The following is a 17311-nucleotide window of genomic DNA, read 5'->3' as shown; positions in this document are numbered from 1 at the left end:
CTGCCAACCCAGCTTCTCACCGGCCAAGGCTCTCGGAGCGCACCGCCGCAACGGTGGCCCTGCTCCTGGCCGCCTACGTGTCTGAATCTTGGGTGAGCGTTTGCTCAGGTCAGGAATCGAGCAGGGCTGGATCAGAGGTGGCTGACCTCGCCGTCGGACCAGTCAGGCCGCCGGGTCGGCGGTTGGTCAGCCGGTAGGTGTCGAGGAGCAGTCCTCGATGAAGATCGGTCGGCGGGGTGCGGCTGGGATGATCAGGCCGGGCCGCTGGTCGGGCACCGGCTCCGACCAGGGCCGGCCGTGCAGCTCGGCTGCTGATCATCTCCCCGCCCGCCCCCTTTCCCCTTCGGGCCGCTCACCCGGCTGGGCGCTGACGTAACCGTGAGAACGATCAGTCCCGCTGGTGTCATCCATTTGCGTGCGAGCCCCATCAAAGCCTGCGCGGACTCTCGACGACCCGACGATGCCGGCCCAGCCGCTGTGGGGACTCGACGCCCAGCTCCGGAGGCGGCGGATCTGCCGCCTCCGGGGCGTCGTGTGTCAGGCGACGCCGGGGATGCCCCGGGCCTGGAACGCGGCGCGGACCGCGTCTGCCGCGCTCTTGCCGTACATCTTCTGCGCCGTCGCGACCGTCGTGTTCGCAGCCGCCGCGAAGCTGGTGTCGGGGGCGAAGCCGAACTGGGCGTTGACGATGATCCGGTCGGCGACGCGCGCGCCGAGGGCGCTGCGGATGTCGAACAGGGCGCGCGACCAGATCTCGCCGTCCGCGTGGACTTCCCCGACCCGGTCCGCGTACGTCTTGTCGGAGTCGATCCGGCGCAGACAGTGCGGGGCGTCGCTGTACATGACGGAGTCCCAGTCGGCGACGCAGGCGAGGTCGGTCTTCAGCGGCCAGCCGTATCGTGCCGCGGCGTGCTCGCCGACGGCGACGGCGAGATAGTCGCCGAAGGCCTCGCCGATGGAGCCGGCCTCCAGGGAGCTGCCGAAGCCGGGTACCTGGGCGTTGTGCACGGCGTGACCGTACTCGTGCACGATGACCTCGGCGTCCTCGGCGTCGTCCACACCGCCCTTGCCGAATCGGATCTCCGCCTTCTTGTCGGTGAAGAAGGAGTTGTCGGCGCCCCATTGGTTGATACGAACGGGCTGGACGCGGTTGTTGGCGCCGGGCAGTTCGCTGCCGAAGCCGAGGCCCTGCAGGTACTCCTGTGCCTCGTTGACCCAGAAGTACGCCATGACCTGCTCGAACTGGTCGTCGTGCCGGTTGTAGGAGGTGGCGTCGGCAACCCGCGCGGAGGCACCGGTGTCGGAGCGGACTGCGGCCCAGCGGCCGGAGAGGCCGCCGCTGCCGTCCAGGTTGCGCAACGCGACGGTCGCGTAGGCGGTGGCGGGGACGGCGTCGGCGGCGTCCTTGGCGTCGGTGAGGGTCTGGTCGCCCGACGACTGGACGGGGTTGACCATGAAGACGCGGGCCTGCGGGCCGGCCGCGCCGGGGGCGGTCCCTACCGCGGAGGCCGAGGCGGCCGTCATGAGCAGGGCCACGGTGGCGGTGGCCCCAGCGAGCAGACCGCGGGGTGTGCGGTGAGCCATGTACATCCTCCCGTTGCGGATGGCGTGGGTACGGTGGTGCAGTGTGGGCGCGATCTTCGCGCACCGCCCGGCTCTTGAACAGGTCCATGACCAAAGCGTGTCCTTTGGTGGGCTCATCAGGTGATCGGATGTGCCCGGGTGGCATGCCCAAGGCGCGGGAAGCGCCGGCGCCTCCACCCGATGGCGGTGAACGAGACAGTCATCGCGCTGATCCGCCCGAAACCCGATCTGGGCATGGTCACGGGGAAACCGGCCGAAGCGGTCGCCGCCGCCGGGGCCGTCGTCGACGCCCCCGAGGGGATCGGCATCCTCGCCTCCTATGCCACCGAGGTTGCGCTTCGGTGAAGGGCGCCCGGAAGAACCCCGCGATCAGCGGAGTCCGAGCCGACGTCGTCCTCACCACCCCGGAAGCCGACGGGCCGCTGATGTTATCGAGGCCGACAACTGCACCGAGGGCGTCGCCCACCGGCAGATGAAGTAGGTCGACAACCTCATCCGCCGTTCTGGCGCTTCGGCCGTCAAGGAGGGCAGTCGCTGCTGGACGCGATCAGCAACCCCCGCCAGAACGCCGCCATCGCCGCCGCCGCGCAGCTGAGCGGACGCGGGAACGGCGCGGCGCGAAGCGGGAAGCCGCGGCGTGCGAGGCGCGGCGGCCAGTATGCGGCCACTGTCGACGGAAGTTCACCGACGAGCGGTGGGGGCGCGTCGGCTGGCCGCAGCCGCGCCAGTCGCACCTGGACTTATGCGAGGACTAGCAGAGCCCTGCCGCGGCAGCATAAGCGCAGGCCGAAGCCGACGAACGCGAGCGCCAGGAGCAAGAGCGCCGCCGCCAGGCACAGGAAGCCGAGCAGGCCGCGCAGAAGGCTGGCGGCCGGTTCTCCCGCTGCCGCACTTGACCCAGGCAAGCCACGGCGACCGATCACGCGCCCTGTCCACCGAACCCGGACGGTGACCCGGCGACCGCGCCCTGCACGACCCGTGCCCCGGCGAGCCCCGCGCACCGGGGCCCGGCGTCATACGCTCAAAGGTCCTGCCCCCACACGCCGGCGGGTGTGCGTCGGGGCACAGGTCCAACCTGGGTTGGCGGCTCAAACGGCCTTCGCCACCGATCTGTGAGGGGACTCCGGCGGGGCCCGCCAGACGACCCGCGGGACCGGGAACAGCGGCCTGCGGTAACGGGATCGGGCCCCTCAACATGAGGGAACCGACCCATTACATGCGTTCAATCCTGACAAGCGCACGCCTACGCGGCCCTGGCTTCCGGCATGGTGAGGCTGGGGCGGCCGACGGAGGCCATGTCCGGCCCGTCGACGCCGCAGCAGGCACGGCCGCGGGCTGTCACTCGGCGTGCAGGACGTGGGCGATGGTCTGCCGGGCCGCCGCACGCGCCGGCAGCACCGCACCCAGTGCGGCATTGCCACCCCGGCCAGCACCAGCAACGGCATCAACCCCGGGTACCACACGTCCAGCATCCGAGGAGGAAAGGTGAGTTGGGCCCCGTGCTCGGTAATCGGGGTCACCACGTGGTACGCGAACTGCCGGTCAACTCCGCCCAGCGGCCGGCTGGCGAGGAGCCTCAGCGGCTGGGTGGTAGTAGGGCGACTCCGTGAGCAGCTTGCCGAGGAACTGGCGGCCATTGTCTGTCAGGCCGGCGCGATACCTCTCGAACTCAGCGGGATTCGCCTCGGCCGCGTAAGTGACGAGGTTGGCGTAGCGATTGACCATGTGCGGACCCGCTTGGAACATTTCTGCAAAGTGCGCCAAGGGACTATCGGCCACTTGACAGGCCTGCTCGACAATTCCTGTCGGTGAGACCGATTGGGCGAGCTCTTTTCCGACGGTGAGCCGGGACAGAACCTTGAGCGACGCGTCCAGGTCTTCAGCACACAGATAGCCGATGTGATCGCAGGTGTACTCGGCGGAACGCCGATAGGGCAACATCCATGGGTCGATGAATACGGCCCAATTCATCTGGTCCAGGATGATCACCAGGAGCGCTAGTTGGCCGTGCCGGGCCTTGAGGGAGCCGATGAAGTTGCCCAGAAGGAAGCGGAGTGGCGCGGGACCTTCTGCCTGGAGATCGGCCAGCCACCCGCCCTCGATGAGCAATACACGCGTCCCCAGCAGACTGGTGATCGTCACTTTCCCGTCGACCTGGTCGGCCACGTAGACGTTGATGGGCCGATAATAGTCGAGCCTTCGTTGAGTCCGGGTGATCTCGGCGTGCAGCTCCGGAAAGCTCTCGGGCGTCACTTTGACAGCGCGCCCGAGGAGGCGGGCGTTCCAGAACCGCATGAGGAACCAGTACGTTACTACGGCGGCTGCGGCGAGGAGGACGAGCACAAGCACAGCTGTGGGGCCCGTCGACGCGGCTGCCCATAGAGCAACGGCGAAGAGGAGCGCCAACCAACACACGGCCCCCACCAGCCGTGAACGTTCGTACGGGTGCCTGGCGGCGCGGAGCCGAAGATGCAGATCATGGTCGGGGATGTCAGGGGCCATCACGATCCTTCCCCTCTCTCTCCCTCCCCCTTTCCCTCCTGATTCTGCTCCAGTTTTACTGGTCCCGCGCTTCGAGCAGGCGTGGTTTCCTCCCCGTAGCAGATCTACCGGGTGGGGCGCCCATGCTTCAAATGATCAAGGCATCGAGGCAGGGAACTCTCGGCTTTTTTGGAGTCCTGACCCTTTCTCAGCTGCGGGTGGGGGGTGTGGTGGCGGGGTTTGTCGTCAGCGGGTGATGGGGTGTCTGGCTGTGGGGCAGGGGGCTTGTAGGCCGGGATGTGAGGTTTAGCCGCTGTCCGGTGACGGGGTGGCCTCGGCTGTCATGTGGTGACGAAACTGCTGCCATCCGGGAGCCACCACGGTGGTGGCTGGCTGTCATGGGGTTGGCCATTCCTGTGTGTGGTCCGCCGGGATGCAGGTGTGCTGGCGTGTATACGTGAGGAGTTGCAGCTACCGCGGGGTGTGGTGGTGCGCCGGGATCCGCGTGCGGGGCGGGCGTTGGAGGTGGCGAGGCCGCCCCGGAATCGAGGAGGCCAACGCGGTCGGGTCGGCGACGGGCCATGACTCGGCTGGCCCGGCCGATGGACGACGCAGATCATCGGACAGCTCCGAAACGGTCAGGGGAAAGGCGGGCCGCCTCCCGATTTCGAAGGCGGCACCAGCTGCAGCAGCGCATGTGCTGCGGATCGCACGGCGATGGCTACGGCACGACGATGGTGCCTGGCGAGCAATACGCGAACACGGTCAGAATCACGTCGCTGTCAGTGGTGTTGCGGCCTACGACATACCATTCGGTGCCGGTCGTCGAGTCGAGGGTGGCGTTGTACCCCACTGGAATTGCCACGATGGCGCCCTCCGCGTTCCTGGCCACCCAGCCGCCGGAGACGGCGATCTGGCCTTCTGGGCACGAAGCGACGGCCCCAAGCGTCAGGCCGGGTGGGATCGTACGGGGTTCACTTGGGATTTCCGTGATGGTGACGGACCCGGTTCCCGTCGCTCCGGTGGCACCGGTCGCTCCGGTGGCGCCCGTCGCTCCGGTGGCTCCGTCGCCGGTACCGGCCGGACCAGTTGCGCCCGTTGCCCCTGTGGCTCCGGTCGCGCCCGTGGCTCCGGTCGCGCCCGTGGCTCCGGTGGCTCCCGTAGCGCCGACGGCGCCCGGCAGGCCAGGCCCGCAGTCATCGTCGTCGTCGCCGCCCAGGACCTGCGGCCAGTAGTGATCCGGCCAGTGGTGTTCTGGCCGGCACTCGTCGCCGCCGCCCTTGGGGCCCGCCGCGCGGACCGCTTTTGTGGCCTGAAAGGTCTGCGCGGTGGCCATGCCTGGGCTGGCGATTCCCACCATGACCAGGGCGAGGGACGCCAGGGTGCCACCAGTCAGCCAGCTGCTGCGCCTGGGCAGCGGCCCAAGGGTTGACCGGGCCTTGTACTCGGGACTCATGTAGCGCCGCTCCTTCTCGAAACCGGACCGCACGATGTGGGGTGGGGCCTGGGTCGGGCCACCTCGACCATCGTGGGATTCGCGATGCCAAGTGGTGGGACGCCTCGCTGCAACGTCAGCAGATCAGACCACTGGTGCGCCCAGTGTGTGGTCCGCTGGGGTGCGAGTGAGCTGGCCTGTACGGGTGAGGAGTTGCGGCTGGCACGGAATGCGGTGGCCGCGAGTGTGACGCCACGGACCGTGTGGCGGTGGTTATCCGAGGCGCGCGCGGGCTCGTTGGAGCCGGTGCCGAGGCATGCCGGGCTCCCGCTGGATGACGTCGACTCAAGCCGATCAGAGACGAACATGTCGCGATCGTCGAGGTCGCTCTCCATGAGGCGCCCGCCGAACGCTGGGCGACGGTGGCAGGCCCCGGACCTAACCGGTCCCCTGAGCCCCTCAGCCGTCAGACAGCCGCGTCGGGTCATGGTGGCCGCGGTCGGGTCGTAGACGGTACATATGGTGCTGCGACCGCCGGTGGAGCCAATGCCTGCGCATGGCCGTGACACTCTTCGCCAACAAACGGAAGGCTGGACGGTTGGCGAGGTCGCGGCCTCGGCCCCGCCGAGCTGACCAGCCTCATCGAGCGACGTCGCATTCCGATCGTCATGGCGAAGGGTGAGTGCCCCCGGTCAGTAGGCCAATGCGGTCATGTGGTCGGGGTCGTGGGCGGCGACGTCATGGGCGGCTTGGACGAAGGCGGCGACGGCTGCGGATCGCGACGTCTCCGGCCAGGCGACCATGACCGCGCTGGGGCTGAGGCCGGTGACCGGCCGGTATGCGATGTCCGGGCGCTGGTGCCGCTTGGTGGTGGAGAGTGACAGGAACGCCACCGCCTGGCCCAGCGCGACCACCTCCAGGAGTTGCTCGACGCTGGCCACGAGCGGCCCCTCAGGAGTGTCGGCCGGCGCCAAGCCTGTGTGGCCATCGCCCGCTTCCGCTCCGTCGCACCCTGTGTAGTAGGCGGTGGCGGAGGGAGCGGCCCCTTTCCAGCGTGGGATCGGTTCGCCCTTGAGGTCGGTCAGCCGCAGTCGCCGGCGTCCGGCCAGGCGGTGCGCGGCGGGGAGAACGGCCAGTCGCGGCTCGACCACGAGCGTCTGGGAATCCAGCCCTTGACCGTCGAACGGGCTGCGCAGGAGCGCTACATCGGCACGGCCGTCCCGCAACATGGCGATCGGCTCTCCGCTGCCGCCGACGACGACTTCAGGCGGCGGCAGATGCGAACCCGTTCCCCGGTAGGCGGCGAGGATCTCCCGCAGCAGCCCGGCATCGCCTCCCGGCTTGACCGCCACGACGAGCTGGGGTGTCGGCTGACCGGCCCGTCGTGCACGCCGGGCCGCCGCGTGCACCGCGTCGACCGCGATCCTGGCCTGGTCGAGCAGCACCTGACCGGCGTTGGTCAGCCTCACCTGCCGGGTGGTGCGCTCCAGCAGGCGTACACCGAGCCGGGACTCCATCTGAGCGATCGCCTTCGACAGCGGGGGCTGCGCCATCCCCAGGCGTTGCGCGGCCCGGCTGAAGTTCAGTTCCTCGGCGACCGCGATGAAGTACCTCAGCTCCCGCACCTCCAGCTCACTCATACCTGTGGACTATAGATCCAGAGTCTTCTGGTCTTTCCCTGCCGCCCGTGGGTGAGGGGAGGCTGGGCGCCATGACGACTTCGCAGAAGACTGCTCTGATCACCGGCGCGAACAAGGGCATCGGCAAGGAAACGGCGCGCAGGCTCGCAGCCCTCGGCATCACCGTACTGATCGGCGCCCGCAACGCCGAGCGTGGCGAGGCGGCGGCCGAGGAGCTTCGCGCCGATGGTTCCGACGTACGGTTCGTACCGCTGGACGTCACCGACGAGAGCTCGGTCCAGGCCGCCGCCAAGCACATCGACGCCACGTTCGGCCGCCTCGACATCCTCGTCAACAACGCCGCGATCGCCGCCGGACAGCAACAACCGAGTGAAACACCCGCCGCAACCGTCCGGCAGGTCTACGAGACCAACGTGTTCGGCGTCATCGCGGTGACCCACGCCATGCTGCCCCTCCTGCGCCGCTCCGCCGCCGCACGCATCGTCAACATGTCCAGCGAACTGGGCTCCCTCACCCACCTGGCCGACCCGGGCAGCCCGTGGTCCGCCTACTCCTCGATTCTCCTCCCTTACTGCACCTCGAAGAGCGCGCTGAACGCGATCACCGTGCTCTACGCCAATGAACTGCGCGCCGAAGGCATCCTGGTCAACGCGGTGAGTCCCGGCTACTGCGCGACCGACCTCAACCGCCACACCGGGATACGCACGGCGGAGGAGGGCGCGGCCGTCGCGGTTGACCTGGCGACGGCGGGCGAGGACGGCCCGACGGGCGCCTTTCTGGCCGAGGACGGGCCGATTCCCTGGTGAGACCATGCCGCGCCGTCTCCGCGCGAAGCCCGCCGGGGTGTTTTTTCAGCCCCGCCGTGACGATCACTGTTCCTCTTCCGCGGCGCCCATCTCCACGGGCATTACTCGTAGTTGATGGGGCGCACAAGCCAAGGCGGGCACGAGGTGATCACTCATCTCGCGGAGTCAGAATCAAGGGCTCGGCCGCGGGGCCAGCCGGGTTTCCCATGCGTGTGCTCGCCATGTTCACGCAGAATGCGCATGATGGTGGCCGGTGAGGGGTGCTGGTTCTTCATGCCGGTGGTGGGCCGAGCCGGCGGCCCGCAGCTCTCGTACCAGAGCGCGCACGGCGGCGGAGGCGGCCAGTTCCGGGGTGGTGACGTAGCCGACACGGCGCGTCGGGCGCTCCGGACCGAGATCGGTGATCTCGATCGAGTCCGGTGCGCCGATCAGTGAGAGCGCGGGCATGATCGCCATTCCGTGGCCCCCGTTCACGAGCGAGAGCACGGCTCCGTCGTCCTCGGCCTCGATCGTGGCCTTGGGGATCCAGTCCTGTGCCTCCCACCAGGCGCGGGTGTACGAGCCGCAGTTCTCGGCCCAGTCGACCAGCGGCAGCGAGCGCGGAGCCGGGTGTCCGGCGGGATGCACCAGGGAGTAGCTCTCTTCGAAGAGTCCGCTCGCCACCAGCCCCGCCGGCAACTGCGCTCCGTCCAAGGTGACAATGGCGAGATCCGACCGTCCGTCGGCCACCTCGCCTGCCCCGCCACGTCCGAGCTCGCGGACGATCCGCACCTGCGGCTCGATCCGGGGATACCGTGCGCGCAGCCGCTGCAGGACCGGCGGCAGCACATGCAGCGCGATGCTGCGGAAGGCCGCGATCCGCAGCGTGCCTTCCGGCTCCTGCATCGTCTCGGAGCGGGCAGCTTCCCGCACCTCGGCGACGAACACGTCCAGCAGCCGCAGGATTCGGCGCGCATATGCCACAGCCTTCTCCCCGGCCGGAGTGGGTCTCGCACCGCTGCGGCCGCGTTCGAAGAGAACGGCGCCGATCTTGCGCTCGCTGCCGCGCACCGAGTGGGAGACCGCGGACTGTGTCAGATCGAGCACCTCGGCCCCGGCCGAGAAGCCGCCCGCGTCCGCAACCGCCACCAGGATGCGCAGTTCGTGCGGGGCGAGATCGGTGTCGGTCATGCGGGCCACAGGGCGCTCACCTCAGGGTATGAGAACGGCTCATGGAACGGGGTGTCACATGAGCCCAACGACCTGCCCGAAGTCTCCATTCCCGACCTACGGTCCCGTCATGACCGAGAACGCGATCACCGTCCACCAGACCGCCCGCCCCCACGGCTTCCCCACCACGAAGGATTTCACCTTCGTCGAGTCCGCGATCCCCGATCCTGCGGTCGGCACCGCCCTCGTGGAGAACCTCTACTGGTCCGTCGACCCGTACCACCGCGAAATGATGGACGACGTGCCCGGCGGCTTCGCGCTCCACACACCGCTTGAGGGCCGGACCCTCGGGCGCGTCATCGCCTCGCGGACACCGGGGCTGCCCGAGGGCGAGATCGTGTTCCACCGGCAGGGCTGGCGCACGCACTCCGTGGTCCGACCCGAGGAGATCCGCAGACTTCCCCGCTTCGACGGGGTCCCCTTGACGGCCTACCTGAGCGTCCTCGGCGGCACCGGACTGACCGCATATGTGGGCCTCACCCGCATCGCCCGGCTCCAGGAGGGCGACGACCTCTTCGTCTCCGCCGCGGCCGGCGGCGTCGGCACGGCCACCGGCCGCTTCGCCCGGCTGCTGGGCGCCGGCCGCATCGTGGGCAGCGCGGGCTCGGCGGCCAAGGTCGACTACCTGACCCGGGAGGTGGGCTACGACGCGGCGTTCGACTACCACGACGGCCTCGCCGCTGAACTGCTCGCCAAGGCTGCGCCGGACGGCATCGACGTCTTCGTCGACAACGTGGGCGGCGAACAACTGGCCGCCGCGGTGGGCGCACTGCGCGAGTTCGGGCGCATCGTCCGGATCGGCACGATCAGCCGGTACAACACCCCGGACGCACCCCCGCCGCACGTTAACTACTCGGACATCGTGGAGAAGAGCCTGCGCATGGAGGGCTTCCTGGTCAGCAACTACCGTGATCTGCAAGAGGAGTTGTACGAGTTCGCGGTCCCCCATCTGCAGAGCGGCCGGCTGGCGCTGGACCAGACGGTGGTGAACGGGTTCGAGCACATCGTGGACGCATTCCTGGACATGCTGCACGGCAAGAACACCGGAAAGATCATCCTGGCCCGGCACCCGGAACGGACCTGACGGCGTGGGAGGTGGCGCGCGGACTCCCATTACCTTGGAGGTAATCGCGCCGTCATGGGCCTGACCTGCATGGTTGTCGTACGCAAGCGGCAACGAGGAGAAACAGGTGGGGGACATGTTCGGGTTCACGGGTCGGCGTGGTGCGGTCGGTATCGCCGTGGCGGTGCTCGCGGTGGGGGCCTCCACCGCGGCGGCGGCGCTGTCGGGTGGCGGGGCGGCCGCTTCGGGCGACTGCCCCGAGGTCCGCGCGAAGGTGGACCGCCTGGAGGGCGGATCACCCCGAATGCCTGCGCGTTCATGAAGCGGCAGATCGCCTTCGGCGAGATGCCCACCGGTACGCCGCCGGTCCTGGGCGACCTGAGCCACCCCCGCGTGCAGGCGTACCTCGACATCTTCGACGAGGACGCCACGCTCTGGGAGGCGGGGGGCGACGCGCAGCGCGGCCGCACCACCATCGGCACCTCCATCACCAACTCGCTCCGGCTCGCCCCGGACCTGAAGTACCGCGGGACCGACGTGGTGGCCGACGGCGGCGTGATGATGTTCGGCCAGTGGAACGAGGTCACGCTCAAGGGCCGTACGGTGGCGTACCCGCAGATCGCCCGCAACGTACTGGGCGACGACGGCAAGACCCTTCAGGCACGCCGCTACTATGACCGCTACGTCCTTTTCCGGGACACCGTCCCGACCGTGCCGAAGGGCCTGTTCGACGGCGTGGCCGACCCGGCCGCAGGCGATACGCCGGCCGGCGCGGCGGTCACGGAGCCTGGCCCGGCCGGTACGGCCGAAGGCCGCCACGCCGGACGGTTCCGGGCAGACGAAATCCCGGCGCGGCTGGCGATGTGGAACGGCGAGGACGTAGCCGGGCTCGTGGCACGCTCCGGCAACGACAAGCTCTCCGGCCCCGGCCTGGACGCCCCGCTGCGGACCGCCGCCGGCAAGCGGTCGTACTTGAAGCGGTTCTTCGCCACCGCCGACGTCCGGTTCCAGGCGGGCCAGGTGGCCTTCGGTCACACCACCACCTACGTCGAGTGGCACGGCACCGCCACCACCGAGAAGGGCGGCACCGTCCGGTTCGGCATCGTGGAACGCTTCGGCCCGGACGGCGAGTGGGAGCTGTACTTCGACACCTTGCCGCTGATCGCCGACTCGGACCGGATCAAGTCGCTGTTCAGGGAGCTGGCCCAGCCGTAACAGCCGCAAGGCCGGACCACGAGGCCGGCCCGGGCAACACATGCCCGGACCGGCCTCGGGTGCGATCCGAAAGATCCAGCCAATCTCAGGCTGCCTGGTGCCGATCACGGTGCCTGGCCGGTTGGTGCTGCAGGCCGCGCGATCAGGCGGTGAAGCCCCTTGTGGTCGTAGTAGAGGGTCATGGCGAATCCGAACAGCAGGGCGAGGGCGAAGCCGATGGCGACCATGGTCCATCCGCGGGTCAGCCCGGCATCGGCCCGGGCGTCGAAGTAGAGGATGGACCGCACGCCGTCAGTCAGTTGCCGCATGGGTTCGAACAGGGCCAGGAAGCGGTAGAAGCCCGGAACGGCTTCCAGGGGAATGGTCGCGCCCGAGGACGGCAGGGCCAGGGCGATGAACACGAACATGGACACCACCTGGCCGATCCCGCCGAAGGCCGCGTTGATGGCCTGCACTCCCAGGCCCACGGCCAGGCTCGCGCAGTAGGAGAAGATCCACAGCAGCGGTAGATGTGAAGCGTCCATGCCGAGAATCGCGATCGCGGCGATCATCAGCAGGCTGGTGGTCAGCACCATGATCCCCGCGGTCATGAGCATCTTCAACAGCAGCGTCTGCGTGCGGCTGATCGGCACCGTTGGCCGCCGGGTGTGCCAGGGGCCGATCTCGGTGTCGGTGTAACCCAGGCCCGAGTCCACGCCGCTGTTGATGATGTTTCCGCCCACGAACCCGGTGAGCACCAGGAGCAGGGTGAAGTAGAAGGCGGTCAGGCCGAGGCCGCTGTGTCGGCCGATGGGGTGGCCCACTCGGGTGGTGACGGTGATCGGGTCGCCCAGGAGCGCGCGGGTCGTCGCGTCGACGCCCTGGCTGGAAGCCTGCTTCATCAGCTGTCGGCCGATCGTCAGGGATGCCTGGTGAGCCGCACGCTGGCTGATCTGACTGGCCAGGGAGGAGCCGAGGCTGCCCAGCCCGGGGTTGGTCAGGACCGTGAGGGCGGGCCGCGCCGAGGCCCGGGGGGTCGTCAGCGCCGCTACCGAGGTGGTGAAGTCGGCTGGGATGACCAGGGCGCCGTAGACCTTGCCCGACGCCAACTGGTCCCGCAGCTGCGTCGGGCTGAGCCGGCGCCACTGCACGGTGCCCGCGGGCGTCGCAGCGACGACCGATCGGCTCACCTGCGCTCCCAAGGTCTGTTGCTGCCCTGGCAGCGGCGGCCCCTGGTCCGTGTCGACCAGGGCGATCGGCAGCCGGCGCAGGTTTCCGTTCGGGTCCAGGATGCCGCCCATATAGAGCAGCGTCAGGAAGAGCGCCACCAGCGCGCACAGGGCTGTCGGCACGAGCCAGAGCCTGCCATGACGTGCCACGGCAAACGCGCGCACAAGCCCTTGCTGCTGCTCGGAATCCGCCGAGGTCATGGAACTCCCATGGGGACACGGTCCTGCGCTGTCTGGATCTGCCGGCGGCACTCGCGGTTGTGCAGGAGCCGCGCCTGTGCCTCAGCTGCCCACATTCTCGAAAGCAGGCATGTGCAGCGGAGCCTCCAGGACGATAACCATCTGTCGTCCAGGTATCACTCATCGACACAGAATCGGCTCCCGGGCCTGCACGTCGCCTGGCATGCGATGCTCCGCGGATCGCCGGATACTCGATGCGCGCCCACTGTCACGCAACCGCAGTGCGAGTGCTGAAGGACATCGGCCTTCGCGGCCCTGACCGATGAGGAGATCGCGTCATGCGCTTCCGAAGGAACCCGCTGACTCCCCTCGCCGCGGTGACGGCGGGCCTGCTGGCCGGGGTAGTGGGAACCGTGTGTCTGGATGCCGTCCATTATCTGAAGTACCGTCGCGCAGGCGGGACGGACAGCCCGCTCGCCTGGGAATTTGCGCCGGTCGAGAGTTGGGAGAAGGCCCCTGACCCAGGGCAGGTGGCGAAGCGGGTGATCGAGGGCTTCACCCAGCGCCGGCTTCCTGATGGTTCCGCCTGGCTCACGAGCACTGTCGCGCACTGGGCCTACGGATCAGCGGCGGGCGCGGCGTACGGCATCGTGGCCGGATCACTGCCCAGGCCCTCCCCGGGGTATGGCGTTCCCTTCGGTGCCGCGGTCTTCGCCGGTGACTACGTCACCTTGCCCATTGCAGGGCTCTACAAGCCGATCTGGCAGTACGACGCCAAGAGCGTGGCCTGGGATCTCGGGGCGCACGTCGCCTACGGAACGGGCACCGCACTCACCTTCTGGCTGCTCACCCGACTCGGCACCTGCGCCGCCGGCCACAGACCGTAGCCGCGTGTCGGCCACGGCCGACGCCTATGCGCGCCACGGTCTCCTCCTGATCGGTGCAGGTTGCCTCTGGATCGCTCCCTGAGCCTGGTACCGGACAACGACCACCCTTCGGGCCGGCCACTTGCTGGTGCGCAGTGCTGGGCGGAGGTGCATCCTGAAAACTGGAGCGTTCCGGTCAGTGCGCCTGCCAGGAGGCCCCCAAGAAGCCAAGGTGCCGCACCGCAGCAGGGCGGGTCTGTGCAGCGGCGTCGGTGACGCGAGCCGCGCACCCCGCGGGACGCCTCCAGAAGGCCGCCGAGACATAGCGGTCATCTCGAACCACGGAGTAGACCATGCCATCCCTGCACTTCCACGTGAACTCCTCGTTGAGCCCAGATGAGGTGATGGGCGTACTGACGAACTTCAGCCCCTCCCGTGTCGAGGAGTGGCCCTCCATCGACGCCGAGCACTTCCGGGTCCACGAGCGGGGCGATACCTGGGCAGAGGTGACCGAGGGGAACGACAAGTCATGGGAGCGTGCACGCTACGAATGGGATCCCTCGACGAAGCGGGTCACCGTCACCACCCGTGACTCGGTGCCCTTCGGCTCAGGGGGCTGGCAGTTTCAGATGACTCCCACGGATGACGGCACCCGCGTCGACGTCAGACTCGAACGGCATCCCACTTCGTTCAAGTCGAAGATGTTGTCCTCGATCATTCCCTTCGCCGGGCCGGTGTTCCGAAGGTCCTTCAAGGAACCCCTGCACACCACGTAGGCGCACCCGATAGATGCCTCGACCATGTCCCACACGGCTGTCGCAGTGACGCTTTGACACGAAGTCAGCGTTCGTGCGGCACACACGGCACCCGCCCGTACAAGCAGTGGGCGGCGATGCGGGGTTGATGGGCATCCAACAGTGAGGTGCATGGCAGTGCGGGCCCGATGGATGGATGAAGATCAGAACAGTCCCTGGCTGGTGTTCATCCCAGTCGCCCTCATCGTGCTGATCACGATCGTCGACGTCCATTCCCCCACCAGTGTCCATCTGGGGCCGCTGCTGGTGATCGCTCCGGCTCTCGCGCCGTCTTTCGCCGGACCCAAGACCACCGCGGCGGTCGGTGCGCTCGCGGTCGCGGCGCAGGTGCTCATCGCTGCCCTGCACGGTGGGCTGACGACGAGCAACCATCTGGCTCAGATCGCTGCGCTGTCTGCGCTGTCGGTGATGATCGTGCTGTTCACCGTGGTCCGCGAACGTCACCGCCGTCAGCTCAGCCGCGCTCAGTCGGTGGCCGAGGCGGCCCAGCGAGCGCTGCTGCGCCCGCTGCCGGACCGTATCGGAGCGTTGCAGATCGCTTCCCACTACGTGGCCGCTGAGGAGGAGACCCAGATCGGCGGTGACCTCTACACCGCGACCCGCGCCGACCACACCACCCGCTTGCTGATCGGGGACGTACGCGGAAAGGGCCTGGCTGCTGTCGGTGAGGCCGCCCTGCTGCTCAGCGCCTTCCGTCTGACCGCCGCGCGCATGCCGACCCTGCCCGACCTCGCCACCGCCCTGGACGCCCACGTTCAGCGTTACCTCACCGATTTCTCCGTCACTGACGATGAGAGCGGCGAGCACTTCATCACCGCCTTGTTCCTGGACCTGCCCGACGACAGACCCGTCGCCCATCTCACCAACTGCGGGCACCCACCACCCCTGCTCTTGCGGCCAGGCCAAGCGCCCCAGCCGGTCGCCACCGACGCAGCTCCGCCCTTGGGTGTCCACCCAGTGCCGGCAGACGCCCATACCGAGAGCACCGTGCCTTTCGACGTCGGCGACACCTTGCTGCTGTACACCGACGGCTTCATCGAGGCCCGCAACGCCTCCGGCACCTTCTACCCGCTGGCGGAGCGGGTCGCCCGCTGGGCCGCATGCCCTCCGGCCACACTGGTCCGACATCTGCGCCGCGATCTGCTTGCCCACACCGGCGGCCGTCTGGGTGACGACGCCGCCCTGGTCGCGATCCACCGCACCCCACACCTCAGCGTGGTCTCGCGCGTCTGATCAGCGCGGCCGCGCACTGGGGGGCGAGACCTCTCTCCTTCAATCCGGGACAGACGTCGACGGAGTGGAGCCAGGATCATCCTGGCTCCACTCCGTGGTGCGGGCGTGTCACTGGAACTGTGCGAAGAACCTCCAGATCTCTGCTTTGGTCCAGGTGGCGACGCCGCTTTCGGCGGGGGAGCCGTCGACGGGACCGGGTATGTGGCCTCCGTCGAACGCGGCCCATTGGACCGGGTAGCCGGCACGGCAGCCCGAGTAGGTGGTGGTGATGTGCGTTCGGCTGCCCGGCGCGGGCTCGCGCGGGCTCTGGGGGGTGCAGCCGTTGTTGCTGACGAATCTGTCGCGCAGGGACCGTCCTTGGCTGATGTCGAGGACGGAGTCGCTGACGCCGTGGATTCCGAAGTAGGCGATGGGCTGGGTGCCGCCGCTGCACCCGCTGATCTGGGCACCGGACATGACCGCGACGGCCCTGAAGACGTTGGCCCGGCTGCATGCGAGTGCGTAGCTCATACCGCCGCCCCAACTGAATCCCGTGGCGAAACGCTGTGCCGGGTTGACACAGAGGCCGCCCTCGATGTGCCGGATCATGTCGTCGACGAAGGTGACGTCCTCACCGCCGGAATTGGCCCAGCCGTTGCCGAGGCCCTGTGGCGCGACAAGGATCGCGCTGTTGTTCGACTGTTCCTGTTGGCCGTAGTAGGACCAGGCGGTCCCGCTCGTGCCGCCCGTGGCGACGTCGCCGGCGGTTCCGCCCCGCCAGTGGAATGCGAAGATCAGCCGGTAGGGGTGGCTGTTGTCGTAGTTGTCGGGAACCCTGAGGATGAAGCTGCGGCTCTTACCGCCGCTCTGAATCGTGTGCGTACCGCTCGCCAGAGTCGGGGCGCTACCGCATCCACCGCCACCGGACGACAGCTTGATCATCCGCCACTGCTGGTTGGCGCCGCCCCAGTCCGTGTACTGGACGACGTTGCCGCCGTCGGCGGTGGAGGCACCCTGCACCTCCACCGCCTTGCCGCTGTTGCGGTTGATCAGCCGGACGTGACCCGCGTCGGAGTCTGCCAGGCGGAACTGCTGGTTGGCCCCGTTGGCGTCGGCCCACTGCTGGATCGCGGCGCCGTCGGCGGTCGAGGCGCCGGCCACGTCGAGAACCTTGCCCGAATGCCGGGCCCTGAGCCGGTAGAAGCCGCCTCCCGAGTCCACGAACTGCCACTGCTGGTTGGCTCCGTCGTTGCGCGTCCACTGGCTGACCCGCGCGCCGTCGGCGGTGGACGCGCCAGAGACGTCCAGCGCCTTGCCGCTGTTGCGGTTGACCAGGACGTACCAGGCATTGGTGTCCACGGTCGCCGCCTCGGCGGGTGCCGGATTCACCACGGAGAGCATGCCGATCGCGAGGATCGCCGCCACCACGGCGGCCACCCGGGACCACCACTGATGTCTTTCCGGAGGGACGAGGGAAGCCGCACCGTAGGCCGTCATCGATTCACCCTTTCGGTTGCAGGTCCATCAGGTGCGGGTCCAGCGTTGGTTGGTGCCGCCCGAGCAGGTGTAGAGCTGGATCTGGGTGCCGTTGGCGGTT

The 17311-nt window shown here is 68.7% G+C and carries 14 protein-coding genes; 7 read left to right on the top strand and 7 right to left on the bottom strand.

Annotated features, from left to right (window positions below):
• Nucleotides 1-537: 537 nt before the first annotated feature.
• Nucleotides 538-1584 (bottom strand): M4 family metallopeptidase, encoded by a 1047-nt coding sequence (locus C3489_RS05575; RefSeq protein ID WP_258054570.1) that lies wholly within the window; start codon nt 1582-1584, stop codon nt 538-540.
• Between the two features lie 186 nt (nt 1585-1770).
• On the opposite strand from C3489_RS05575, the gene C3489_RS38560 reads away from it, so the two are divergent.
• The gene (locus C3489_RS38560) at nt 1771-1929 is read left to right on the top strand and encodes a hypothetical protein (protein ID WP_181139508.1); all 159 of its coding nucleotides are present in this window, start codon (nt 1771-1773) and stop codon (nt 1927-1929) included.
• Between the two features lie 1197 nt (nt 1930-3126).
• Here the strand turns inward: C3489_RS38560 and C3489_RS05565 are convergent.
• The 3 genes from C3489_RS05565 to C3489_RS05555 form a co-directional block, all read right to left on the bottom strand.
• Nucleotides 3127-4086, bottom strand: coding sequence for a M48 family metalloprotease (locus C3489_RS05565; protein ID WP_103780482.1), 960 nt, complete (start codon nt 4084-4086; stop codon nt 3127-3129).
• 700 nt (nt 4087-4786) lie between these two features.
• The gene (locus tag C3489_RS38555) at nt 4787-5521 is read right to left on the bottom strand and encodes a hypothetical protein (protein ID WP_181139507.1); all 735 of its coding nucleotides are present in this window, start codon (nt 5519-5521) and stop codon (nt 4787-4789) included.
• A gap of 671 nt (nt 5522-6192) precedes the next feature.
• On the bottom strand, nt 6193-7140 hold the full coding sequence (locus C3489_RS05555; protein ID WP_103780480.1) for a LysR family transcriptional regulator: 948 nt from the start codon (nt 7138-7140) through the stop codon (nt 6193-6195).
• A gap of 71 nt (nt 7141-7211) precedes the next feature.
• On the opposite strand from C3489_RS05555, the gene C3489_RS05550 reads away from it, so the two are divergent.
• A complete protein-coding gene (locus C3489_RS05550) occupies nt 7212-7946 on the top strand; it encodes an SDR family oxidoreductase (protein WP_103780478.1) in 735 nt (244 codons plus the stop codon).
• A 225-nt stretch (nt 7947-8171) separates the two neighbouring features.
• Here the strand turns inward: C3489_RS05550 and C3489_RS05545 are convergent, their stop codons facing one another.
• A complete protein-coding gene (locus C3489_RS05545; RefSeq protein ID WP_103780722.1) occupies nt 8172-9116 on the bottom strand; it encodes a LysR family transcriptional regulator in 945 nt (314 codons plus the stop codon).
• 109 nt (nt 9117-9225) lie between these two features.
• Between C3489_RS05545 and C3489_RS05540 the strand changes: the two genes are divergently transcribed.
• Nucleotides 9226-10239: an NADP-dependent oxidoreductase gene (locus C3489_RS05540; protein WP_103780476.1), complete on the top strand. Its 1014-nt coding sequence runs from the start codon at nt 9226-9228 to the stop codon at nt 10237-10239.
• Nucleotides 10240-10536: 297 nt separating this feature from the next.
• On the top strand, nt 10537-11433 hold the full coding sequence (locus C3489_RS05530; RefSeq protein ID WP_103780472.1) for a hypothetical protein: 897 nt from the start codon (nt 10537-10539) through the stop codon (nt 11431-11433).
• Nucleotides 11434-11537: 104 nt separating this feature from the next.
• Here the strand turns inward: C3489_RS05530 and C3489_RS05525 are convergent, their stop codons facing one another.
• Complete coding sequence (locus C3489_RS05525; protein ID WP_103780470.1) at nt 11538-12842, bottom strand: YhgE/Pip domain-containing protein; 1305 nt, start codon at nt 12840-12842, stop codon at nt 11538-11540.
• 317 nt (nt 12843-13159) lie between these two features.
• Here C3489_RS05525 and C3489_RS05520 point away from each other — a divergent pair, with 317 nt between their 5' ends.
• From C3489_RS05520 to C3489_RS05510, 3 genes are all read left to right on the top strand, one after another.
• Nucleotides 13160-13708, top strand: coding sequence for a hypothetical protein (locus tag C3489_RS05520; RefSeq protein ID WP_103780468.1), 549 nt, complete (start codon nt 13160-13162; stop codon nt 13706-13708).
• A 332-nt stretch (nt 13709-14040) separates the two neighbouring features.
• Nucleotides 14041-14463, top strand: a complete 423-nt coding sequence (locus tag C3489_RS05515; protein ID WP_103780466.1) for a hypothetical protein — start codon at nt 14041-14043, stop codon at nt 14461-14463.
• Between the two features lie 150 nt (nt 14464-14613).
• Entirely contained in the window at nt 14614-15735 is a 1122-nt protein-coding gene (locus tag C3489_RS05510) for a PP2C family protein-serine/threonine phosphatase (protein ID WP_103780464.1), read from the top strand.
• A gap of 108 nt (nt 15736-15843) precedes the next feature.
• On the opposite strand, the gene C3489_RS05505 is transcribed toward C3489_RS05510, so the two are convergent.
• Nucleotides 15844-17142: an RICIN domain-containing protein gene (locus tag C3489_RS05505; protein WP_103780720.1), complete on the bottom strand. Its 1299-nt coding sequence runs from the start codon at nt 17140-17142 to the stop codon at nt 15844-15846.
• Nucleotides 17143-17311: the final 169 nt, after the last annotated feature.

The organism is Streptomyces sp. Ru71 (genome assembly GCF_002920535.1).
Lineage (GTDB): Bacteria > Actinomycetota > Actinomycetes > Streptomycetales > Streptomycetaceae > Streptomyces.
This window is presented reverse-complemented; position numbering and strand designations above follow the sequence as displayed.